At 53.5% G+C, this 22,011-nt stretch carries 19 protein-coding genes; 7 read left to right on the top strand and 12 right to left on the bottom strand.

The annotated features are described in order from the left end of the window. Positions 1 to 43: 43 nt before the first annotated feature. On the bottom strand, positions 44 to 5,776 hold the full coding sequence (locus TURPA_RS07885; RefSeq protein ID WP_014802770.1) for a hypothetical protein: 5,733 nt from the start codon (positions 5,774 to 5,776) through the stop codon (positions 44 to 46). 241 nt (positions 5,777 to 6,017) lie between these two features. On the opposite strand from TURPA_RS07885, the gene TURPA_RS07880 reads away from it, so the two are divergent. The 3 genes from TURPA_RS07880 to TURPA_RS07870 are packed head-to-tail and all read left to right on the top strand — an operon-like array spanning position 6,018 to position 7,726. Next, positions 6,018 to 6,236, top strand: coding sequence for a hypothetical protein (locus TURPA_RS07880; RefSeq protein ID WP_041948393.1), 219 nt, complete (start codon positions 6,018 to 6,020; stop codon positions 6,234 to 6,236). A 30-nt stretch (positions 6,237 to 6,266) separates the two neighbouring features. Continuing rightward, a complete protein-coding gene (locus tag TURPA_RS07875; protein ID WP_014802768.1) occupies positions 6,267 to 6,641 on the top strand; it encodes a response regulator in 375 nt (124 codons plus the stop codon). A gap of 8 nt (positions 6,642 to 6,649) precedes the next feature. Continuing rightward, positions 6,650 to 7,726, top strand: coding sequence for a PilZ domain-containing protein (locus tag TURPA_RS07870; RefSeq protein WP_014802767.1), 1,077 nt, complete (start codon positions 6,650 to 6,652; stop codon positions 7,724 to 7,726). A gap of 169 nt (positions 7,727 to 7,895) precedes the next feature. On the opposite strand, the gene TURPA_RS07865 is transcribed toward TURPA_RS07870, so the two are convergent. From TURPA_RS07865 to TURPA_RS07825, 9 genes are all read right to left on the bottom strand, one after another. Further along, the gene (locus TURPA_RS07865) at positions 7,896 to 9,095 is read right to left on the bottom strand and encodes an LptF/LptG family permease (RefSeq protein WP_014802766.1); all 1,200 of its coding nucleotides are present in this window, start codon (positions 9,093 to 9,095) and stop codon (positions 7,896 to 7,898) included. Beyond that, positions 9,070 to 9,840 carry a type III pantothenate kinase gene (locus tag TURPA_RS07860; RefSeq protein ID WP_014802765.1) on the bottom strand — a complete coding sequence of 257 codons (771 nt, stop codon included), beginning with the start codon at positions 9,838 to 9,840 and terminating at the stop codon, positions 9,070 to 9,072. The genes TURPA_RS07865 and TURPA_RS07860 overlap by 26 nt, the downstream gene beginning before the upstream one ends. A 160-nt stretch (positions 9,841 to 10,000) precedes the next feature. Then, positions 10,001 to 11,182, bottom strand: coding sequence for a trypsin-like peptidase domain-containing protein (locus TURPA_RS07855; protein WP_014802764.1), 1,182 nt, complete (start codon positions 11,180 to 11,182; stop codon positions 10,001 to 10,003). Between the two features lie 15 nt (positions 11,183 to 11,197). After that, positions 11,198 to 12,733: an NADH-quinone oxidoreductase subunit N gene (locus TURPA_RS07850; protein WP_014802763.1), complete on the bottom strand. Its 1,536-nt coding sequence runs from the start codon at positions 12,731 to 12,733 to the stop codon at positions 11,198 to 11,200. Next, complete coding sequence (locus TURPA_RS07845) at positions 12,733 to 14,214, bottom strand: complex I subunit 4 family protein (RefSeq protein WP_014802762.1); 1,482 nt, start codon at positions 14,212 to 14,214, stop codon at positions 12,733 to 12,735. Before TURPA_RS07845 ends, TURPA_RS07850 begins: the two co-directional genes overlap by 1 nt. Continuing rightward, positions 14,214 to 16,187, bottom strand: a complete 1,974-nt coding sequence (gene nuoL, locus TURPA_RS07840; protein ID WP_014802761.1) for an NADH-quinone oxidoreductase subunit L — start codon at positions 16,185 to 16,187, stop codon at positions 14,214 to 14,216. The genes TURPA_RS07845 and nuoL overlap by 1 nt, the downstream gene beginning before the upstream one ends. After that, positions 16,184 to 16,498: an NADH-quinone oxidoreductase subunit NuoK gene (gene nuoK, locus TURPA_RS07835; protein ID WP_014802760.1), complete on the bottom strand. Its 315-nt coding sequence runs from the start codon at positions 16,496 to 16,498 to the stop codon at positions 16,184 to 16,186. The genes nuoL and nuoK overlap by 4 nt, the downstream gene beginning before the upstream one ends. A gap of 30 nt (positions 16,499 to 16,528) precedes the next feature. Next, positions 16,529 to 17,086 (bottom strand): NADH-quinone oxidoreductase subunit J, encoded by a 558-nt coding sequence (locus tag TURPA_RS07830; protein WP_014802759.1) that lies wholly within the window; start codon positions 17,084 to 17,086, stop codon positions 16,529 to 16,531. A gap of 80 nt (positions 17,087 to 17,166) precedes the next feature. Next, the gene (locus TURPA_RS07825; protein WP_014802758.1) at positions 17,167 to 17,787 is read right to left on the bottom strand and encodes an SET domain-containing protein; all 621 of its coding nucleotides are present in this window, start codon (positions 17,785 to 17,787) and stop codon (positions 17,167 to 17,169) included. A gap of 20 nt (positions 17,788 to 17,807) precedes the next feature. Here TURPA_RS07825 and TURPA_RS07820 point away from each other — a divergent pair, with 20 nt between their 5' ends. Genes TURPA_RS07820 through TURPA_RS07805 form a run of 4 tightly spaced genes read left to right on the top strand, consistent with a single transcriptional unit; the run spans position 17,808 to position 20,414 of the window. Next, positions 17,808 to 19,157, top strand: coding sequence for a saccharopine dehydrogenase C-terminal domain-containing protein (locus TURPA_RS07820; RefSeq protein ID WP_014802757.1), 1,350 nt, complete (start codon positions 17,808 to 17,810; stop codon positions 19,155 to 19,157). Between the two features lie 45 nt (positions 19,158 to 19,202). Further along, positions 19,203 to 19,517 (top strand): ArsR/SmtB family transcription factor, encoded by a 315-nt coding sequence (locus tag TURPA_RS07815; protein ID WP_014802756.1) that lies wholly within the window; start codon positions 19,203 to 19,205, stop codon positions 19,515 to 19,517. A 40-nt stretch (positions 19,518 to 19,557) separates the two neighbouring features. Next, on the top strand, positions 19,558 to 20,001 hold the full coding sequence (locus tag TURPA_RS07810; protein ID WP_014802755.1) for an SRPBCC family protein: 444 nt from the start codon (positions 19,558 to 19,560) through the stop codon (positions 19,999 to 20,001). After that, positions 19,998 to 20,414 carry a GFA family protein gene (locus tag TURPA_RS07805; RefSeq protein ID WP_014802754.1) on the top strand — a complete coding sequence of 139 codons (417 nt, stop codon included), beginning with the start codon at positions 19,998 to 20,000 and terminating at the stop codon, positions 20,412 to 20,414. The genes TURPA_RS07810 and TURPA_RS07805 overlap by 4 nt, the downstream gene beginning before the upstream one ends. A 40-nt stretch (positions 20,415 to 20,454) precedes the next feature. Here TURPA_RS07805 and TURPA_RS07800 read toward each other — a convergent pair whose 3' ends face one another. After that, positions 20,455 to 20,901: a hypothetical protein gene (locus tag TURPA_RS07800; RefSeq protein WP_014802753.1), complete on the bottom strand. Its 447-nt coding sequence runs from the start codon at positions 20,899 to 20,901 to the stop codon at positions 20,455 to 20,457. A gap of 28 nt (positions 20,902 to 20,929) precedes the next feature. Continuing rightward, entirely contained in the window at positions 20,930 to 21,991 is a 1,062-nt protein-coding gene (locus TURPA_RS07795) for a DUF4139 domain-containing protein (protein ID WP_041948392.1), read from the bottom strand. Between the last annotated feature and the right edge of the window lie 20 nt (positions 21,992 to 22,011).

Below are 22,011 nucleotides of genomic sequence, written 5' to 3'. Positions count from 1 at the left end.
GTTCGGCTAGACCATCATCGCATCTTATAGGATGACTCTTTTATCACGGCCCTAACTTCGGCGTGGCCGCACCTAATATAGATGGATCAAGATTGCAGCTCGGCCCTTGGTAGTTGCGCTCAGTTTTCCACGTACCACCATTTGCCACGCAACTTTGCGATAACGCTGTGCTTCCTGCAGCTCCGGATATTGATCCGACTGTAAGACTGTTACCAGCGGCACAATAGGTTCCCCAATAATATCCATTCCCTGTATCACCGGGGCGCATGTCTCCACCATTCAGGCCAACCCGAATACACTGCCAGTTGTTGCCGTCATTGCTACCCTGTGTGCAACGTGTAGTTGTACCGCCCTTCAGACCGGTAGTAGAGTTTTCACTATCACTATACACGCGTGGCGGCGGAAACCCGATGGCTGAACCGGTATCATTCATCATCGAACCAACGAAACCTGTGCCTTGACCTTTCAAGATAGCCCACATATCCAGGCAGCCCGAGCTGCCATCGCACCCGGCGTCAGAAATACCTGAACCAATTGAACCCAAAACTGTGGAAAATCCACTGTCAATAATCTCGTCGGTAACCTTCGTGCAAGACAGCCCCGGCAGACCTGAGGGTTCAGGCATAAAGCGTACGCAGTTTGGCGATCTCACCCCTTGATTTGTACCCCAAGTCCAATCGCCGTAGCGGTAGCCTGCAGTAAGTTCGCGCGGCCGCACGCACTGGTTACCAGTCGGTCTCGGATTTCCAACATAGCTTCTACCCACTGCCTTATACATGCCGCCGGTGCGGCCATCTTCGGCGCTACAGCTGGCGGTGTCTTGCGCTGCGTCTTTAGCCCAGCCGCAGTTCATAGCGGGTATTGATATCTGCCAACCGAGGTTACCGACTAAGCCTTCAAGATAAGGCCCGGCTTCGAGATTCATAACTGCTGCAAGCCGGCGCGGTCCAAGCCCGGTAAACTCCATGCAGTTTCCTGCAGGGCCACCAGTCATGCTGCGACCACCAGGTTGAGCTACCATCCTGATGCCGAAATGCACCATAGAAGCAAAAGCCTTCGCTGTATCGTCTTCGTTTTCTTCAAGATTATTCGCGAGATAAACGAGTGAACGTAATATCGCTGGCGGTTGCGTGTTATTCACGAGTGCCGCTGTTACGGTGCCCGGAAGCCATTTTACAAATTGGCTGAGCGTGCGCACGCGGCGAACGCCGTTGACCATGTTGATCGTCTTTGAAGTATCCTGCACATCGCCCACAACAACTGAGAAAGCATCACCGTTGGTAACACCCAACATTAGGGCAGTAATGCGATTACGCCCGTCATATCGATCACCGTTGTTATAGTAGATGCCAGAAGCGGGAGAAGAAGTAGTGGGTTTCTGATAACTAGGGTCGCCGCACAGATTATATATCGTGGCTGCCGGCACCCAGCAACCATAACCAGTTCCATCGACAGCTCCCGTACCGCCGTTGGCGGTACAATTTCCGACGTTCGTGCTGTTGTATTTTGCCCTCCAGAATAGTCCTGCCGCTGTGCAGGCTTCTTCAAACTGATAGCCCGCTTGAATTACATTCGAAGCATTCACACAGGCGGGGCCATTCTGAATGCGCTTGTCATACTGCGGCTTCAGACCACAGTACTGCACCTGGTTGATCACGCGAACAACGCGCATCTGCTGACCTAAACTGCGCGGTGTAACGAGATCTGCCTGATACCCGAGTTTGTTCATTGTATCAGCCAACACGAACTGTTCCCCTACTGCCTTCGTGTTACTGCCTGCGCCGACCAAATCACCTTCGTCCAAGTTGCCTTTGAGTTCGCTATTGCCCATACCGTTTATGAGGGCAACGAGCTTCGCCTTGTCTGCGCCTTCCCAATTCGCCACGCCGCAAGCGGCCGCGGTTGTGAGGGCCGGATTGGTCTTGCACTTCCCTACACCTGACCACGTGTTGGCCGCAGGAGCGCTTGCTGTCGCGCAAGTTGCAGAAGTGTCGGTGACATCGTTGACACCCGCGATGTAAACCCCGCAGGCGTCGGCGCCATTGATAACCCGGACCATAAGGTTAACATTTGTTAAACGGTTCACAATATCGGTCAGGTACTTGATACGATTCACGTTAATCACCAGGTACGAAACATACGTGATATCTTCTACGTCGTTGATGAGCGTGAGTGTGTTACCGATTGCATAGATGTTATTGATCATCTGGATCAGGCGACCCAACTGGTCTGTAGTATTGGTATCGCAATCAGATGTAGTGCACCCATAGCCGCTGGGGCTCGTCCCATATATTGCCCCAGCGTAGGAGCCAATTGCGCCAGCGCCGTAGGTATTATTTCCGTGCGTATCCACTAGCGTATCAATCGTATTGATATTGGTCGAACTATCATTTAGCAACTGCAACATCAGGTCTACACTCGTCATCTCTGATAGAAGTCGCGACAAATAGCGCATGCGATTAATGTTCTGCAGCAGCCAGGTCACCCTGGTGCTCATGTAACCCAGGTTAACTTCGTTTACCATTCGCGCCGTGTTAAGGCCTGCATTGCCGCCAGTCATGTCTTTGATGAATGCTGTCAGGCGGCCAAAATCCTCAGCTGTACTGTTGGACAGCGGATTGGTATAAGGAGCTCCTGAATTCTGGTTCTTCATTTCGAAGAGCACATCGACCATGCGCATAACGCCTGTGTTACCACCCGGGCCAGCGTTAGGGCGCAAGTTGCTCACGATATCAGCCACGGTAGTTGAACCTGAAGCCGAAGTAGCAATATCGTTTACAAGACGCACCAGATGGTTCTTGATACAAAAATCGTCTTCGTTATCGTTAACATTGCAAATGTTCGCGCTGCCGCTACCTTTGCTATTCACTGCGTTGAAGAACTCTGCGAGCTTTTGGCCACCGGTTCGGTTAGGCGAAGCAAAGACGGTTTCGTCGCCGGCCATTGCAGTGTGGGTTCCAGATTGAGTACCACCAAGCGTGCTGACGCGCGATGCGCACGTTTGGTCTGTCGAAAGCTCAAAGCTAGTCGCCAAGAGCGCGGTGTTGTTTGACGTACGGCAGGCATAATAGACGCGCCCGGAGAACAGACCATCAGGCAATTTCCCAGTAGTTGAAATCGAGACTCTAGCGTTCTGTACCAGCCCGTGGTTTCCGGCAAGCCAAGTGACCACCGCAGGGTTTGCTGCTGTGATCGTAACTGTTGACGAAACGGTGTTATAAACGTTCGCTGAGAGCTTTAAGCTGTTGAGAATCTCTGCCACGCGGATCGTATTTGCTACGCCATTTAGCAAGCGCGCCGTATCAAGCACGGGCGCACCGTTCGGAGTGTTCGCAAGTACGCGCAGCATATTCGATTTACCCGCGGCATTCAGGCTCTTCAGAATATCAGCAGTACGCACACCCGCCTGACCGGAGAGGTTGTTGATGAGTATCGGCAGGTTGCCGGGGGTCTCAATAAAGTCCATCATCGCCACCAATTGATTGGTCGAGTTCTGACCATCCATGTTGTTGAGGATGTCATACATAATCTGCAGAGACGAAATCTGGTTCACGGTTTCCGCAAGGCGTGGCAGATCGGTTATGAGCGCGGGATATTCAACCCGGTTCACCGTGTGAATCAGAGTATCAAGACCATTGTTCCAAGTAGGTACACAGGTAACGGTCGAACCTGTCCAGCACCCCGGTGGTGAATTCGGGACAGTAACATTGCTCAGAATATCAGCGACGTTCGTCAGGCTAGAATTTATGTATAGGTTGTTGAGCATGATAAAAGTCTTCTGTGCTGCAGTGCGGGCAGCACCTTTGTCGCCAGGCAGCGCAACCGTATCAATCCAAACTTGACCAGTGCTGTTCAACCTGCGTTGAACATCCCAGCGAAATCTATGAACGCCGCTTGTCACGGCAAAAGATAATTGCGACCACGCCTGTGTTCCCGTGCATGAACCGCATGTTTGCTGTACGTCATCAATGTAAAACCGCAAAACATCTCCGGTATTAAGTGCCGTTCTTCGATAGAATGTGATATTTCCACCAGTCGTGAGATTTGCCACAAGCTCAGCGGATTGAGTTTGCGTCTGTACGGTCGCGGCAGTTGGATCATTGCGGATAGAGCACGTGCCGGACTGCGCAGAATTGTTATCTGAGGCCCAGCTGCGGCCATTAAATGGCGCAGCAGCGCTGCCGTTGTTGGAGAACGCCCAGTTCAAACGATTGTCAAAGTTTCCAGTGACGCAGTTGAAGCCGCCGGTCGTGTCATCGAAATTCGTGTCGTTCGAAAAGACGCCGGTCGTATCAAGGTTGTTCACCAGGTAGGCCATACGCTTCATGCCCTCGGTACCGAATGAATCGGCATCGGCTGTTACGTAGAGTTTGTTGATAGTCGCAACCATTGAATCGACGCCATCAAAGACGTTGCCTGCGTCACCGGCGTAAGGTGCTGGCAGACCGAGGCCAATTGGCAGCGGCACAGTTGCACCACCCACCGGCCACTGCGGACGCTTGCCGTCGTTGCTCAGACCATTGACGATCGTATACATGTTGGGCACGTTTGTGATGTTATTAACGATTACCGGAATCTTTGATGCTTTCGTGCGCCACGTACCACCCGCGTCGATGCAGGCTTTACCATTTGTGGCGCCATTACCATCACACACACGATCAAGTTCGTTGATCATGCGACCCATGTTCTCGATGCCATCTGATGTCCAGGTGGCGCCAGCGCCCGTGCAGGCTGCGCGCGTTGTGTGCGTTGGATTGCTACAAAGAGTGTTTGTCCAAGAACCGCCAGCACCGGTGCACGTTGCTTGGGTGACATATTCAGGTTTAGAGCAATAAATGTTACCAGTAAGGCCAGCCATAACCGCAGTTATATTGCTGAGCACGGTGGTATTGTTGATGATGACAGCCAGATCTCGCATATCGCGAGAATCGTTGACCAATCGAATCAATTTAGTATTTCCAACGCTCGAGAAAGTGCCTCCCGTTAGGGCTGAATCCCAGCTATGGCCAGCACCAGTACATGCAGCGGTCATCGTAAACTGTGGAAAAACACACTTGCCAGAAGCCGCCTCCCATGTACCGCTTGCTGCATTGCAAGTGCCTTGGGTTGCATATGAATTATTCGAGCAACGTGGCGCCGACAAGTCGTTCACCAGTGTGGGCATGACACTCAAATTTTCGTTCAGCAAAGAAATCAAAAAGGCCAACCGGCTGATTCTATTCTGATAGGCAGACCCATTGAGGTCGAGAGGTTGATCTTGCACTCCGTGCACAATATTCTTGATGCCTTCCATACCCGCGACGGTCACGCCATTGATCATGTTGACCATTTTACCCAGGGTATCGCACCCACCACCTGGGTTGATTAAGGGGTCGGGTGAGGGGTTGACATATGAACCTGGCTGCTGGCATGCATCATCCAACTTATTCAAGAGCTCAAGCACGTTAATCGACGTCAGCTTTCTCGAGTTTGGCCCATCTGACATGAGGGCGGGCAATTTACCGGGAGTTGAAATGCCGTTCATCAACATTGTCATGTTCGAGATACCAATGCCATAGGTCAGCAAGTTGAGGTTATCTTGCCCAATACCCACAACCAATGCATCATACCGATCAGACCCCAACGCTGCGCGCAGTTGTTCTTCGGTGTAGGTTTGTCCCGCTTCGGCTTCTTTATTTTTTGCGAATTGGGTAATATTTCGTTTAGGGGCGCACGCCAAAGCATACGCCGCCAGTGTGCCCAAGATCAGTAGTTTCCAACGCATTGCGCTCTTCATGTTTCCCTCTGTATATATTGGACGACAGCAATGGCGCCTTTACGGCGCAATTTATGCCACTCCATCACTGTAATATGCGTCGCCATATAGTTCAGGGGCCAAAAAAAGCGATATTAGTGAACAAGTGTTGTGGATATCGAATTATGTCACATCTTCTGGTTTCATGTTGCTACGCAACAGGAAACCAGAAGATGCTTTTGGCTTGCAGCCCTCAGAACATTCATCAATCCTACTGCTTATTATGTGGCAAAAAATTAAAACCTATACCATAGCACACCTTCTGGGCCTCGCGCTTGTGGTCGGCGGCTGGTACCTCTCGATTATGAATACGAGCGCCGACCGCTGGCAATCGGTGAAATTTCTTTCGGGCGCGAACCTGGTCGGCCTGGTCATGATCATCATTGGCGCGTATTTGCCAGAAATCTGGATTTCGATAAAAAATCGCGGAAAGTCGTCGTAAAATCAAGACAGAACTCGTCGCTCCTTATATATGGCCGATAAGAAGAAAGTACTGATCGTTGACGATTCGGGGTATATGCGGCAGGTGATTCGCCGCCATTTAGAATCGAAAGGTTTTGAAGTTGCGGGCGAAGCAACCGATGGCAACGAGGTCGTCGAGATGGCGACGACGCTGCAGCCCGACCTGATCACGATGGATCTCTCGATGAAAAATCTGGGGGGCATTGAGGCCACGAAGCTCGTCAAGGCAGCTGTGCCGAACGCGAAAGTTATTGTGGTTTCAGCTCTTGGCGAAAGCCGCTTTATTAAAGAGGCAGTTGCAGCAGGCGCGCACGACTTTATCATCAAACCCTTCACCGAAGACCGGCTCATCTCGTCGGTGAAGAGCGCGCTGAAAATGACTTAGCAGCGAATATGCCGCAGGCCGCGCTCGCCGATACGATTTTCTTTCTGCACGGCGAGTCAGCGGCAGTCACCGATTCGATTTCACGTTACGTAGGCGCACGCGGCGCCGAAACACAGAACTTAACCAGGCTCGAAGACCTGCGAATGGCCGACGACGCCGAAGGTGTGCTCGTCGTGCACTACAGCGGGGCGGCGGGGCTTGCAGAAAAACTGCCAGCGATCAAAAAGAAGAACCCACTGCTCAGAGTGCTCGTGCTGCACGAATTCGTCGAGCGTGGCCGCGTCGACTCATCGCTGCTCGCCCACATCGATCACATGCTCGAGAAGCCGTTCACACGCGCAGCACTGGAAAAGGCGCTTGCACAGTTTAGTTTTTTCCCGCTGACCGGCAAAAATATTTTCTTGTTCGCGCCGGGCATCGACACGAGCGAAACGAAACTGCTGGGCCGACTGGGAGCGAACGTCATCACGCGTCTGCCAGATTCGGGCAAGAAACTTCCACTGGAGCTTGCAGTGCTTTCGCCCGAAGCAATCAATACCGAGTTTCGCGACTTGCTGGCAGCGTTTCGCGCCGCCTACGCTGATGTGCCTTGCTTTATGCTCTACGACGCACAGGCGCCGGGCGTGCTCGATGCCGGCATTCTGAATGAAATCGCGTATCTCGTGCAAAAGCCGGTCAGTCGCGCAGCGCTCAGACAGAAGCTACTCGCTTACTTTGAGCAGCCGCAGCAAGACCGGCGCAAGAATCCGCGCAAAAAAGGAATCAGCCAGGTGTGGATTTCAGCGTTCAATCTCGAGCTCGGCACTACCGAATTATTTGAATCACCGTTTCTCATCGACATCTCGCAAAGCGGGCTATCGTTTCAGACATACGTTGATTACGCCGAGAACCAATTGATGGCGATTTGGGTAGTTTCAGAAGAAGCACCCGACAAGATTCTCGATCTGCGCGGCCACATTCGCTGGAAAAAGACAGACCCCGCGCCCGAAGGCGGCTACGGCAAAGCATTCAAGTATGGTGTGGAGTTTATACGTCACGATTCTGAAGAGTATCTGAATTTTGCGCGAATGATTGCCATGCACTAGGGTTTTCTTCCTGAGAAAACCTTAGTGCATGGCAGGCGCCGAAGCCGAAAAAGTGGCAAGCAGCGCCGCGCTTTAGCAGCAGTTTGCGGCAGCAAACTGCGCGACCCGTCTCCGGGTCTCCGCTTCGGAGGCTTGCCGCTTTTTCGGAAGCTCTTTCGGAGCCTGCTGTCTAACGCCAGAAATTACGTATCGACTTCTCGGCCAGCCGCGACACTGAAAAATAGAATGCGCCGATTGCCATGAGAATATTCGCCGCGTGGGCCGCGAGCCACGGCGCGAGAATTGGCCTGGAAACCGAAAAGGTTTCGGCAGACAAGAAGAGCGCAAAGTAGGCGAAGATAAATATGACCGAGACGCCGAGGCCCATACCCTTGCCGCTGCGCCGGTTAACGATCGCGAGCGGAAACCCCACGAGCACAAAGAGTATTACGGAAAATGATAGAGCAAGGCGCTTGTGAATTTCGAGATGCGCCTTGCGGGTCAGCATCTCTGCTTCTGGATATTGTTTTATGGTATCGAAGGCCTGGTACAGCTGCGGCAAAGTTAACGAACCCATATCTTCAATGCGCTTCATTTTTTTGATTTTTTCGGGCTCTTGAATGTTCAGGTCGAACATACCACCCGAAAAATCGACACGCTGAAAGGTGCCGTCAGAACCCGTGCTGAACAGGTAGCCGCGGGTGAGCCTCAGGGCCTTAACCCATTCACCCTGCGGAGTTTGTTTGAGTATTTTACGGCCTTCTTGCGCGATAATAATTTCGGTCAACTGGCGAATACTGCCGACGTTGCCGATTTTGCGCACCTGAATATTCTGTAAAATCTCACCGCCAAAGTCTTTGGTATTGAGAGACTTTTCAATGTAGATTTTTCGCACGAAACCTTCACGCTTGTCGAGCGTGATGAACTGGCCTGGCTGAATCGTGGCAATCGGGTCGGTGGTGAGAATAAAGTTGCGCATGTTCTCCATGTTGTCGGCAAACGCCGGTACAACATAGTTCGAGAACCAGAGCAGCGCAGCGAAGAGCAGAACTGCAACAGCCAGAAACGGCCTCAGTATACGGGGATACGTGATGCCGCCTGCTCGCATGGCGATAATCTCTGAATCAGAGTTTAATCCGCCGACTGTTAAGATCGTTGAAAGCAGAAAGGCCATCGGTATCGTGAGGGTGAGTGTCCAACCGAGAGCATACCAGCAGAGCTCGAGCACGACCTGAAAGTCGAGATTCTTTTCGACCGCGTGCTTGATTGTCTCTTTGAGAAAGAAGACGAGCACAATGAACGTGAAGAAGCCGGCTGCAACCGCAAGCGACGGCAAAAAATGCCGCAGCAGATACGCATCAAGTTTAAATATTCTGAGCGAGCGAAGCAAGGTAGATTCCTTTCATCGTGAGGTTACGGTCGACAATGTCGAAGAAATCGGGGGCAAAATCAAGCGATTCTGAAATGCCACCCGTCGCAATTACACGGTGTTTTCTACCCTGGTCGGGCAGCTCGCTCTTAATGTCAGTAAGTATTTCTTTGACAACGCCGCGCCAGCCGACGTAGGCGCCGATCTCGATCGCCTCAGCGGTCGATTTGCCGATCGCGTTCGACGTACGGTGAAAGGCGATCTTGGGCAATTTTGCGGTTGAACTGAAGAGTGCCTCGAGCGATGAAGTTATACCCGGCGCAATGACCCCACCCTGAAATGCACCGTCGGTGACGACTGAGAAGGTAATCGCCGTGCCGAAATCAAGCACCACGCAATTCGGACCAAAATAATGCACTGCGGCGAGCATGTCGGCGATTCGGTCGGCACCCAAAGTCTGCTTCTGCGGATAATTGAACGAGAAGTTGAGCTTCAGGTCGGCCGAAAGCCATGTGCAGCGACTGACGCCTAACGCTGTAATCGCATCGCTGACAGCCGAATTGGCGGCGGGCACAACCGAAGCAACTGCCGCCGACCGAATAGTGCCGAGCACGTTGTTGCCGCTGATCCAGCTTCTGAGAAACAGCAGCCATTCATCTGCCGTGCGCCGGCTCTCGGTCGCGAGGCGCAGTGTGTCAATAAGGTTACCATCGCGCCAGATGCCGATGACAGAATGAGAATTGCCGATGTCAGCCGTTAAGGTCATGGTTCGACAAGCTCGCTAAGGCGAGATTGCATCTCACCATGACGATGCCCAGCACCTTTAGGCCGCGAACATTCAAGAATTTGCGCGCACTTTGTCATGGTGAGCCTGTTCGCCCTGAGCTTGTCGAATGGGTCGAACCATGACATAGTGCGCACTGTATTTACTGTTGCTGTTGCGGCGCTTCGGCGACTTTGACCGAAACAGTGACTTCTTTGCCCTGGCGTATCAGCTTCACCTCGATATTGGCGCCGACGCCCTTCTGCAGTACCGCAGACTTGAGTACTGAAAATTTTTCGGCGGGTTTGCCGTCGATGTGCGTTATGAAGTCATTCGCCACGATGCCTGCCTTGAAAGCCGGTGAACCGATGACGACCTGGGCAACGATAAGGCCGGTTTTGCCTTTGACGCCCAGCAGGTTCAGCTTTTCGTCTGTCTGTTCAGGGTCTACCGAGACGCCGATATAACCCTGGCGAATCTTTTTGCCCGCCTTCAGTTTTTCGATGACGTGTTTCGCATGGTTAATGGGTATCGCAAAACCGATACCGACGCTGCCACCCGATTGCGAATAGATCATCTGGTTGATGCCAATCACTTCGCCGCGCACATTCAAAAGCGGGCCGCCCGAATTACCGGGGTTGATCGACGCGTCGGTCTGAATTCGGCTCACACCGTCGGCAGAATTGACGTCCTGGCCTTTTGAAGAGATGATGCCAGTCGTCAGCGTCGACTGCAGGCCGAACGGGTTGCCGATCGCGAGAGATATATCTCCCACTTCAATTTTGTCAGAATCGCCCAGATGCGCAGTCTTTAGGCCTTTGGCGCCGTCGATCTTGATGAGCGCAATGTCTGAGTTCGGGTCAGAGCCGATCAGCTTAGCCGTGTACTCCTTTCCGTTCGTAAGTTTGACGGTGATCTTGTCGACCTTCTGCACCACGTGATGGTTCGTCACAGCAAAACCATCGCTCGAAATGATGAAACCCGAGCCTAAACCGGCGCGCTTCTGTTTCTGCTGTCCCTCGGGCACCTGAAAAAAGCGTCGAAACATCGGGTCGTTGAAGAACGGGTGGTTAATCTCCACAGTTTGTTCAGTCTCGATGCGAATAACAGCCGGATTTACTTCTTTATAGATTTCTCTAATCGCCTCTTGAAACTTCAGCACATGCTGTACTGCGTCAGATTTGAGCAGCGGATTGTCTGTACCCGCTTCGGCCACAGAGCCGCCGCCGGTGCAGGTGCCGGCAAACGGAGAGAATGCTACACCCATTAAGAATACGAACAGGGTGAAATTCGCTACTCCCAAGGCAGAGAGTCGAAACCTGCGTTGGTTAATTTTTCTGAACATAGAAACTCCCAAATTTCAGTAAATTTTCTGAACTGCGGTAACTCCGCTATTATATAAAAAGGCAGAAAAGGCAGCAAAAAAACTCAGAACAGCAATGAGCACATAGGCGCCCGCGCGCTGCGCGGGTGCCGCAGCCGGGGAATCTGCAGTTGCAGGACTTTCACTCTCGCCAAGGAAGATTGGCTTCAGAATGCGAATATACGCATAAACTGAAATACCACTGGCAAGACCGGCGATTGCCGCGAGCGTCAGATTTCCCGAAACTGCAAGGTATTTAAAGAGAAAAAACTTACCAAAAAAGCCGGCGAGTGGCGGCATGCCCATGAACGAAAGCACGCCGATGCCGAGTGCCCACGCAACAAACCGGTTATGCGCAGCAAGCCCGTTCAGGTCATCGAGGGTAATGTCGTTTTTGCCGGTTTGCATTTCGAGGATAGCAATCGCGCCGAAGGCAAGCAGCGAGGCGAATGCGTAACCCACAACGTAGATGTAAAACGCAGACCCTGCATCTTGTTTCAAGGTTCCCATGATGCCGACGTCGGTTCCCGCAGGTATTATCAAGAAGCAGAGCAAGAAGCCTGCGTTGGTGATCGAAGAGTAAGCGAGCAACCGCTTCAGATTCGTGGCAGCAAGTGAGCTGAAGGTACCGACAAACATCGAACCCACGGCGGCGAGGGTGAGCACCGGCGCAAGATATTGCCTGAAACCGTCGTGTACACCCATCGACACCTTGAACAACAACAAGGCCGCGGCAGCCTTTGAAAGCGAGGCCAACACCATCGTGAAGGCGCTCGTGCAGCCCGCATAGACGTCGGCAATATAACCCTGCATCGGAAACGCCGCCAGTTTAAAGAAGAAACCCGTCAAAATGAAGAGTTGTGCCAGCACGAGCACGCGGGTCTTGGTGAAATGCGGAGCAATTTCGCGCAGCTCCCTGAGTTTCAGCGTGCCCGCGCCCGCATAAACGAGTGCGATACCCATGAGCAGAAATGCAACGGCAAAAGCCGAAAGCAATAGGTATTTTAGTGCCGCTTCGTTGGCTGTCCGCGATTCACGGTTCATGCCGATGAGCACGATCACAGGCAAAGAGCCCAGTTCCAGGCCGACAAACAAAGTAATCAGGTCTTCGGCGCAGACCGCGTATGCATAGCCGGCAAGGCTCATGAGCAACAAAAAGTAATTTTCAGCAAAATCGATGTTCAGCGCCGGCAAAAGCGTGCGCATAAAGAGCAGCGATAGAATCGCGAGCGCAACAAAGAGAAGAATCGCATTGGCACTGAACGCAGTATAGCGAAACGTGTTGTTCATTGCCGAGACAGTATCTGAGCCGAGAAATGCCTGAGGCAATACGGTTACCTTGCCGGCTGCGTCGCTAAGGCCAAAGGCAACGACAATCGCAGTCGCGATGAGGGTCACGAGTGTAAGGTTCCAGGCGAGGCGGGCACCGCCGGGGCCGCGGATCAGAATCTGTGAAGTGAGTACCAACAGGCCGCCGCCCACCAGCAGCAGTTGCGGAGCCATCGCGAGCAGATCGTTCAGCGTCAGTAACATCAGCGATTCACTCCCGAGTTGACTGTCACAACACGCGCAGTGCTGCGCGCATTTTCTGCCAGAAATGAAGGTTGCAGGCCGAACCAAAGAATGGTCGCACACAGCAGGCCGAGACAGACCCGCTCAATCGGCGTTGGCGACCATCCGCTGTCGGTGCCGTTGGCGCGCATCTTGTGGTAGAGCCTCAGCATGTAAGCGGCGCTAAACACCAGGGTCAAGATTGCGGCAATGGTGAGCGGCCACGACCTGAACGAAAGGCCGAAGAGCATCAAGAACTCGCCGACAAAACCCACGGTGCCCGGCACTCCGATGGCCGAGAAGAGCGCGATAGAAAAGGCAACCTGGTAGAAAAAACTCTTCGGCGCCTGCATTGTCGCCAGATCGTCTGATTTGGCCCGTGCCAGGTGCATTGTCACAATTACAAAGAGCAATGCATTCGCGAGGCTGTGGCCCACGTTTTGAATGATAGCACCCGTGACGCCGTATTCGTTGTTTGTCAGAGTGCCGGCGAAGAGCAGACCCATGTGCGACAGCGACGAGTAGGCAATCACATAACGAAATGACTGCTGACGATACGCAACGAAGGCTCCGTAGAGCATCGAAAATATGCCCAGCGAAATGAAGACCGAACCCCACTCGGCAATAACGCCCGTAAAGTTGGGAGAGATGAACCGCAAGACGCCATAAGAGCCGAGCTTCAAGAATAATCCAGAGAGCAACAAAGTGCCGAGCGGCGCCTGAGTGTGGGTGAGCGGCAGCCATGCATGAAATGGAAAAATGGGCATTTTGACGAGAAAGGCGATCAGCAAGAACAAAAAGATCAGCCTCTGCTTTTCGAAATGCACGAGCTGCAGGTCGGGGGCGAATGTTGTCTTAAAATCGAAATCGGCACCAATGCGCGGGGCATAATAGACCAGCGCGGCAAACGCGGCGAGCATGAAGGCCGAAGAAACGAACGTGTAAATGAAAAACCGCGCCGCCGCGGCCTTGCGTTCTGCAAGGCCGAAGCGCCACATCAGAATTACGACAGGTATGAGAAAGAGCTCCCACAGCATGAAGAAGACGATGAAGTTGTAGGCGGCAAAGACACCGAGTACAATCGCTTCAAGCATTAAGAACGAAGCCCAGAACTGGCGAGTCAGCAACTGCGACTGCAGCTTCTGCACGTTCAATGAAAACAGCGCAGCAATGAAAAACAGAAAGGCAGTCGAAAGAAAGAGCGGCATTGAAAGCCCGTCGAGAGCGAAAGACAGGTTCAGGCCCGCCCCGGGAAAGGCGATCCACACTTCTTTGAGCTGGGCTTCGCCGTAATTGCCGGCAAACCTGCGCTGCAATAGAACTGCAACCACCAGAACCACAACCGTTGCCGCTATCGAAATAATTGCATTTCGGTTTCGAAACTTCGCGCCGATGGGTTCGTCTTTCAGAAAGAGTATCGCGAGGCCCACGACGAGCGGAGTCAGAATGGCGATGGCCAGCATTACAGAACCCCCATCGCGATCACGAGCATCAAGAGAAACCCGGCGAAACCGGCCATCGCATAGTGCGCGAATTCGCCCGTCTGCAGCCGGGCAACGGCTGATGCAACCGACTGTGCCAGCAGACCAAGGCCATCAGATATTCCCGGTAAGATGCGCTTTTCCCAGAGAGAGGCTTTTTCTGCGAGCGCCTTGTATGGTGAGACAAACACGAATTGATAAATTTCGTCAACGTATAGCTTATTGAGGCTCAGGCGTGCGACAGCACCGCGAAACGCGCCCTCTGCCGCCGGGCGTCTCTGCAGAACACCATAATAGACAATCGCCGTCGCTGCACCGATGACTGCCACACCGATGCCTGCGGCAACCAGTTTCATCTCAAACGCGTGATCGAGTGGGTTCTGGATCAGGCGAATAAATTCATTGAGCGAAACGGGAAAGTTTCGCGTAATATATTCGAAGAAAACAGACTCGCTGCCTGTGAATACAGCGGGAACTCCCACAAGGCCCGCGAGCACCGAAGGTACTGCGAGAATAATAAGGGGGAGATAGAAACTCACCGACGGTTCGTCGCCGTGCTCTGTATGCGCGCTCTTATGCTGCGAGGGCCCGTGAAAGACCACGATGCCGAGCCGAAACGTGTAGAATGCGGTGAGCAGCGACACACCCAAAGTCATCATGCCGACTATCGATCCGCCTGATTTGAGCGAGAATGCAGCGGCGAGAATATGGTCTTTCGAAAAGAAGCCAGAGAAACCCGGCAGGCCCGCGAGCGATGCAAGGCCGAGCCAAAACAGAATGCCGAGCACCGGACGTGAACGGATTAATCCGCCCATGCGGCGAATGTTCTGTTCATGGTGCGCATACGTAATGATTGCCCCTGCGATGAGAAAGAGCATCGCCTTGAAAAACGCATGCGTAAAAAGATGAAAAAATGCCGCCGCGTAAGCGCCACTGCCGACTGCGATCACCATGAGGCCGAGCTGCGACACGGTCGAAAACGCCAGAATCTTTTTGATGTCGGTCTGCCCTGCGGCGACAAACGCTGCGCCGAGCGCGGTGATAGCACCGGTTGTGGAAACAATCTGCGATGCTTCGGGCGCGACGACGAATACCGGTTCAAGGCGCAGCATCAGAAAAATGCCTGCCGTAACCATCGTCGCCGCGTGTATGAGCGCAGAGACTGGGGTCGGGCCGGTCATCGCATCAGGCAACCACGTATAAAGAGGAAACTGCGCTGATTTAGCCGCAGCGCCAATAAAGATCATGAGGCCGATGAAGTTGGCATAACCTGCCGCCACGCTGCCTTTGGTGAAGGCGAGCGCAATTTCGCGAAAATCACCCGTATTCGCTGCACGAAAGATTGCGAAGGCCCCCAGCAAGAGCGCTGCGTCGCCAATGCGGTTCATGATAAAGGCTTTTTTACCCGCTCGCTGCGCTGCGTCTTTGTCGATGTAAAACGAGATCAGCTTGTACGATGAAAGGCCGACGGCCTCCCAGCCGACAAAGAAGACGAAGAGGTTCGCCGCAACGACGAGCAGCAGCATGCTGAACATAAAGAAGCTCAGCAGGGCGAAGTAGCGCGCGATGTCGTGCTTGCGGTCGTGCAGGTAACCGACGCTGAATATCTGTACCATGAGCCCAACGAAAAGCACCACGGGCACCATAATCGAAGTGAGAGCGTCAAAGCGTATCGCCCAGCTGAGCGTCAGCGGGTACGTCATCGTCAGCCACCGCAGCGGAGAGACGATCGTCGCGGTGCCCTCACCGGTGAGCGATGGGTGCAGCTGAATCGTGACAAAGTGCGCGGCGAGAGCGAGCACAGTCGCCGAGAGCGACACCAGAATAGTCCAGTATTGAATTCGCTGCGAGCCGGCGCGCTGCGCCCAGCCAAAGAGGCACGCGTTGACGACTGCAGCCACGAGGGGCAGCAGGGGCACAGCAACGATAAAATAGGGTATCAGCTCGCGGTTCATGAGTCCTTCAGGTTTTGCAGCTCGTCGGTCGAAACACTGCGCGAATTGCGAAAGAACGCGATCACGAGTGCAAGGCCGATTGCCGATTCGGCGGCGGCGATCGCCATAACAAACAGAACCATGATCTGGCCGTGCGTATCGTTAAAGCCCCGTGAAAAGGCGACAAAAAGCAGGTTCACTGCGTTGAGCATAATTTCGATCGACATGAGCACCACGATGAGGTTGCGGCGCGTGATGACGCCCATGACACCGATGGCAAAAAGTATGAAGCCGAGAACGGCGAGCGCTTTGACCGACAGAAAATCATTCATGGCAGCTGTAGCTCCGGTTGGGTGAAGAGACTATTCATGGGTCTGTCGGTTTTTCTTGGCAATCATGATCGCGCCGACGACGGCAACCAGCAAAAGCAGCGACACAAGCTCGAATGCAACCAGGTAATCGCGAAACAGGCTCACCGAAATTACCTGCGCAGTATCGGTTAGCTGCTTGCCAGCGGCGAGCGTGGTTGTCGGCTGCGCGATCGGGTTCAGATCACCCCGGCCCGAACGTATTTGCAACAGCAGCAAGAGCTGAATGATAAAGGCGAGCGTCAGACCGGTGACGATGGACGCCCGGCCGATGTTACTCAAGGGGCTTTCGAAACTTTCTTCGCGTACAGAAATGAGCATGATGACAAAGAGAAACAGTACCATGATCGCGCCGACATAAACCAGCACCTGCAGCGTCGCGAGAATTTCAGCGCCGATGAGCGCATAGGTTGCCGCCAGCGTCACAAAGAAGCTGACCAAGAAAAGTGCAGACTTGACGGGGTTGCGATGAAAGACCACACCGAGCGCGGAGCCGGTGAGCACAAAGGCAAAACAATAGAAGAGCGTTTGCCTGAAGCTGATATCCTCCATTTCGTGCTATGTTAAAAAGCCGGGTTCGGCGAAAAGAGAAAAACAAGGGCCGCAGGCACCACCGTATAGCCTGACCGGCTCTACAGGCCTAGCGCAGCCATTCGCCTGATTACAGAATCGGGCAGTTTCGTCTTATTGAGCTGATCGCGGGCGCCGGCAACGAACCGTTTGAAAGTGGGGTCATCGAGGCCGTCGGCGAACGCCAGTTGACGATCAAACGACAAGTCGGTAAAGCCGCCGATATGGCCGAAGCAGCCACTGGCGCCACATAGGCAATCGAACGAATGCCCGTCGCAATCCCAGTCGAAAAGCAGGTAGTTGCAGGTAATTTCGTCGCCGGCCGCGATATCTTTCGCCGCGTGTGTGTAGTACCGCATTTTTTCGGCATCGCCAGGGTACATCATCGAAATTGTGTTGGCGTCACACGAATGGTTCATGAATGAATCGAAGCCAAAGTAATCGCGCATGCCATCGGCCCGCCTCACAGTATGAACCTTGATATCAATAGGCACCTCGCCGAGCGGTGTCACCAGAATTATTTCAGCGTCTTCGGGAACCGCGCGAAATGTGTGCGAATAGATGTCGGTACCCTTCTTGAAGTCGTACCTGGCAAAGATGCCAATGTACCCGTTTTTGGTTGGGCGCAGCTCTATCTGCGGCGGTATTACCGCTATTTCTCTGACAGGTGTGCTGGTTTTCATGGGGTCTCGAAAGGCTAAGAATGAAGATCGTTATCTTGGGAATCGGCGCCGTAGGCAAATGCTGCCTGCACCTGATCGATCACTTTGTCGATATAGATCCGCATAACGTTTATCTGATCGAGCGCAGCAACCAAAGTACCCATTATACAGTAAATGCATTTATTCAGCGGGGCGCGGTATATCTGCAGCGCAGTCTCAATCGGGAAAATACCGTCTCGTTGCTTTGTGAGGATCTCAAACTGAAGCGCGGCGATCTCGTCATCGATCTGACAACCGACAGCGACATGTTTTTTACGGTCGAGGTTTGTCTCGCGCGTGGTTTCATGTACCTCAATACGTGTATCGAAAGTTCTGCCGATGAGGTACTGCTCCATTACCGCAACCACGAAAAGATGTCCGAAATCGTGGCGCGACTCAAAGCGACCTCGGCGCAACCCACGGTTCTGTTCGATCAGGGCATGAACCCCGGACTCATTTCAGCCTTCGCGCAACAGGGACTTCAGGATATTGCATCGCATGTGCTCGCCCAGCGGAAAGATATAGAACTCAAGAGCTTGCTATCGGCCCGTGACTTTGCGGGTATCGCGAGACATCTGAAACTCGATGCGCTGCACTGCTCAGAACTCGACACGCAGACGGCAAGCCGCGTGCCGGCGAACAGCTTCGTCAACACGTGGAGCTGCCCCGGCTTTCTGGTCGAGGCGCTCGCGCCCGCGCAGGTTGCGTGGGGCTCTCACGAACGAACTCTGCCCGATGGCGCCGAACTCGTGCGCCCTCGCACCGCGATTTTACCCTCTGCCGGCTGGCAAACCCAGGCAAGGTCTTATGTGCCCCACCGCGAAATTCAGGGAATGGTGATACCACACGAAGAAGTCTTCACCCTGCAGAAGCTGCTTTCGCGGGCCGACTACGCCCCGAGCGTTTATTTCGTCTATGAGGTGAACCGCCACACGCGCGAATGCCTGCAGCGCGACTTGCCGGCCAGCGGCCAAGGTATCGTGCTGACACCGGGCGAGCACGGCCTGCAAGGTGAAGATAAAGTAGGATGTCTCTTCGTACTCGCGGCAAACCCACTGACGGGTGACCCGACTCCATGGTGCTGGTGGACTGGCTCGATTCTGAAAACCACCGACCCCGTTTATTCGGCGACTGTCATACAGGTGGCAGCCGGCGTGCTGGCAGGCGTCAAATTTATGCTCGAAAACCGCGACGCAGGCGTCTTGTTTCCCGAAAACCTCGACCACAAACGGCTGCTTCGAGACGCGGCCCCCTTTCTGGGCGAAATTTTTTCAGCGCCAGTCGATTACCACCCGAGGGGAACGCAGTTGGCTGATTTTGTCGAACTAGTGACCATTCGACATTCAGCTTGACATGCAGTCATTTACCTGCATATCTGCACAACTTGCAAATAGTGTATGGATGCCGACAATGTATTTAAAGCTCTGGGTGACCCAACACGCAGAAAGCTACTCGATTTGCTCTACGAGAAGAACGGGCAGACACTCGGCCAGCTGTGCGAGCATCTCGAAATAGCCCGGCAATCGACGACGCAGCACCTTGCGATTCTCGAGGCTGCAAACCTGGTCACAACGGTTTGGCGCGGGCGCGAAAAACTGCATTTCATCAACCCCGTGCCGCTGCACGAGGTCTATGAACGTTGGGTACGCAAGTTCGAAAGGCAACAACTGACTCTTTTGCATGATCTAAAGAATGAACTTGAAGGAGAATAAAATGGATAACGAGAAGACTAGCTTCATTTAAGTAACCTATATCAGGTCAACGCCCGAAAAGGTATTCGAGGCAATAACGAAACCCGAGGTTACGCGCCAATTCTGGGGCCATGAAAATATTTCTGACTGGAAACCCGGTTCAAACTGGCAACATGTGCGCACCAATGACGAGCGCACAGTGAATCTGGTCGGTAAAGTACTCGAGATCACCCCGCCGGTGCGGCTCGTTATCTCATGGGCAAGCCCGGCGCAGGCCGAAAACCCAGCGAGTTACAGCCGCGTCACATTTCACCTTGAACCTTACGACGACATGGTCAAACTAACTGTGACGCATGACGACCTTGAGGCCGGCAGCGGTATGGATAAGGGCATCAGGCAGGGCTGGCCAATCGTGCTCGCAAGCCTCAAATCTCTGATGGAAACCGGTAAAGGCATCGACGTCTTCGCCAAACCAAAGCCAGTTTCAACAGGCAGCCAAGCATGACACAACCCTACACTGGCGGCTGCGCATGCGGTGCGCTGCGATACACAACTCAACACGCACCCGTATTTCAGAACCACTGCCAGTGCCGCGATTGCCAACTACGCAGCGGCACCGGGCATGGCTCTTACCTGACGTTTGCCTCGCGTGCCGAAATGTTAATCACCGGAGAAGCGACGCACTGGCAGATAGCTGGCGACAGCGGCAACATAAAGACTCACGCGTTTTGCCCGACCTGCGGCACACCGGTTTACCTTACGTTCGCGGCAATGCCCGATCTGATAGCGGTACACGCGGCAAGCCTCGACGAACCAAATCGCTTCAAACCGCAGGTGCTTACTTATGCTGAGCGCGCGCTAGCGTGGGACAAAGTCGATTCAAATCTTCAGGCGTACGCCCGTATGCCCGTGGGTTAGACCGCGATAGAAGGCTTCGGGCCAGTTGAATCAAGGCGACCTAATTCACGCACTCCCAGGGTGCTGGTTGCCATTTGCGCTCGCCGGCGTTTTTCCATCTGCCGCGCAGGTTTGTGGGGCGGTTGGTCTTGCGTTCGATTGAGGTTTTGAAGTCGAACGCGCCTCGGGCTGTGCCGCCCGCTTCGCTCCAGGTGCCGGTGAAGCGGCTGTTCTTGAGAATGCCGACAATCTTTCCGTCTTCGCCGTAAGTCCCGGTAACCTTGTCACCTTTCTGCTTCAACACAACCGTGCCGAAATCGCCGCAATCCCATGTGCCGGCGATATCAGACAGAAAACCACCTTCAGGCATGGCGACGACATCGGGCGGTACGGTTAGATTTTTTTCAGGTATGTCTTCACGCGAACCGCCTTTCACCTGAGCAGACAGTGCCGGCAGAAAAGCAGTGATGCTTATTATCGCTGCTATTGCTGTGAGCTTTGCTTTCATAGTTACTGCCACCAAATTTACTGTACGCTTACCAGCGGTTTTTCAGAATCAAACGTACATAGACGTTCAGCTTCTTTTTTTCGCGCCCGTTCGCGGGAACATTGACGTGCAGCCTGACATTGTCGAGGTCGATGCGTTCGGCTTTAACATCCGCAGAATACGATCGCTCTTTGATGTCATCGCGCTCCCCGCTCTCTTCTTTCACGTCGATGCCGTCGATCACCCATTCGCCGCCGGGGTGCTCGACCATGGTAAGCGGCACCTCGCTGTCTTTGAAATTTTCAATCTGGTAGCGTATTGTCTGGTGGTGGTTTTTGATCGGCAGCCTTACGACCTCTTCTTTGCGCTTGACTATAGAGCGCTTGACCTTCACCTCTTTCGCCTGCCCGAGCTTCAGCTCGAGCTTTTGCCCCGCGCCGGTTTCTTGTGTCCAGTCTTCACCCAAAAAGGCCTCAGAGCCCTGTGAGTCTTCTTGATAGACCCGCGCCTTGCCGTTCGGCAGCATGACTTCGGGTAATCCGGCAGATTTCTCATTGCGCACTTCATAGATCAGCGATACCTGGTCTGACACCGAATGGTCGAAGAAGAACTTCTTGGTGAACTTGACATCGGCGGCCGAAAACGCCTGAATTTTTTTCGACTCACCCTGTTGCAGACCGCCCGAATAGGGTTTACCGATCACGCTCAGAATTTCTGCCGAAGCGAAATGTTCACCTGACGCATTCTGTACCATCGTCTGCGCCTTGAGGTTCAGCGACTTTTCGTCTTTCGCGACCACAGCTTCGTATGCGGTACTTCGCTGCAGGTTAGAAATCAGGTATGAAATACGAAATACCCCCGGGCCGGCTTTATCTGAATAGACCTCCCAAAAGAGGGCGCTTTCACCTGGGGGGTAATTCACATTGATGACGCGCACCGTACCGGGGGTCTTGATCGGGCGAAACTGTATACTGTTGATATCGACCGAGACCCCTGAGAACGCATATTCAACCTGGTTCGTGCCCTGCTGCAGGTTGACCGTGCGCTCTTCTTCGACGATGGTCTGCGTGGGGTTCTTGAGGTCGATGCGCGTGTACTCGCGCTGTGGCATGGTGACCAGCTTTGTCCGGG

This window comes from Turneriella parva DSM 21527 (assembly GCF_000266885.1).
GTDB lineage: Bacteria > Spirochaetota > Leptospiria > Turneriellales > Turneriellaceae > Turneriella > Turneriella parva.
Note: the sequence above shows the minus strand (reverse complement) of the source record. Positions and strands in the feature narration are given on the sequence as shown.

Bases quoted from the DNA above. Each gene is read 5' to 3' on its own strand.
- TURPA_RS07830 (WP_014802759.1), bottom strand. From the start codon at position 17,086: ATGGAGGATATCAGCTTCAGGCAAACGCTCTTCTATTGTTTTGCCTTT.
- TURPA_RS07860 (WP_014802765.1), bottom strand. From the start codon at position 9,840: ATGACCTTAACGGCTGACATCGGCAATTCTCATTCTGTCATCGGCATC.
- TURPA_RS07825 (WP_014802758.1), bottom strand. From the start codon at position 17,787: ATGAAAACCAGCACACCTGTCAGAGAAATAGCGGTAATACCGCCGCAG.
- nuoL (WP_014802761.1), bottom strand. From the start codon at position 16,187: ATGAACCGCGAGCTGATACCCTATTTTATCGTTGCTGTGCCCCTGCTG.
- TURPA_RS07845 (WP_014802762.1), bottom strand. From the start codon at position 14,214: ATGCTGGCCATCGCCATTCTGACTCCGCTCGTCGTGGGCCTCGCGATA.
- nuoK (WP_014802760.1), bottom strand. From the start codon at position 16,498: ATGAATGATTTTCTGTCGGTCAAAGCGCTCGCCGTTCTCGGCTTCATA.
- TURPA_RS07880 (WP_041948393.1), top strand. From the start codon at position 6,018: ATGTGGCAAAAAATTAAAACCTATACCATAGCACACCTTCTGGGCCTC.
- TURPA_RS07815 (WP_014802756.1), top strand. From the start codon at position 19,203: ATGGATGCCGACAATGTATTTAAAGCTCTGGGTGACCCAACACGCAGA.
- TURPA_RS07875 (WP_014802768.1), top strand. From the start codon at position 6,267: ATGGCCGATAAGAAGAAAGTACTGATCGTTGACGATTCGGGGTATATG.
- TURPA_RS07795 (WP_041948392.1), bottom strand. From the start codon at position 21,991: ATGCCACAGCGCGAGTACACGCGCATCGACCTCAAGAACCCCACGCAG.
- TURPA_RS07820 (WP_014802757.1), top strand. From the start codon at position 17,808: ATGAAGATCGTTATCTTGGGAATCGGCGCCGTAGGCAAATGCTGCCTG.
- TURPA_RS07805 (WP_014802754.1), top strand. From the start codon at position 19,998: ATGACACAACCCTACACTGGCGGCTGCGCATGCGGTGCGCTGCGATAC.
- TURPA_RS07870 (WP_014802767.1), top strand. From the start codon at position 6,650: ATGCCGCAGGCCGCGCTCGCCGATACGATTTTCTTTCTGCACGGCGAG.
- TURPA_RS07855 (WP_014802764.1), bottom strand. From the start codon at position 11,182: ATGTTCAGAAAAATTAACCAACGCAGGTTTCGACTCTCTGCCTTGGGA.
- TURPA_RS07800 (WP_014802753.1), bottom strand. From the start codon at position 20,901: ATGAAAGCAAAGCTCACAGCAATAGCAGCGATAATAAGCATCACTGCT.
- TURPA_RS07850 (WP_014802763.1), bottom strand. From the start codon at position 12,733: ATGTTACTGACGCTGAACGATCTGCTCGCGATGGCTCCGCAACTGCTG.
- TURPA_RS07885 (WP_014802770.1), bottom strand. From the start codon at position 5,776: ATGAAGAGCGCAATGCGTTGGAAACTACTGATCTTGGGCACACTGGCG.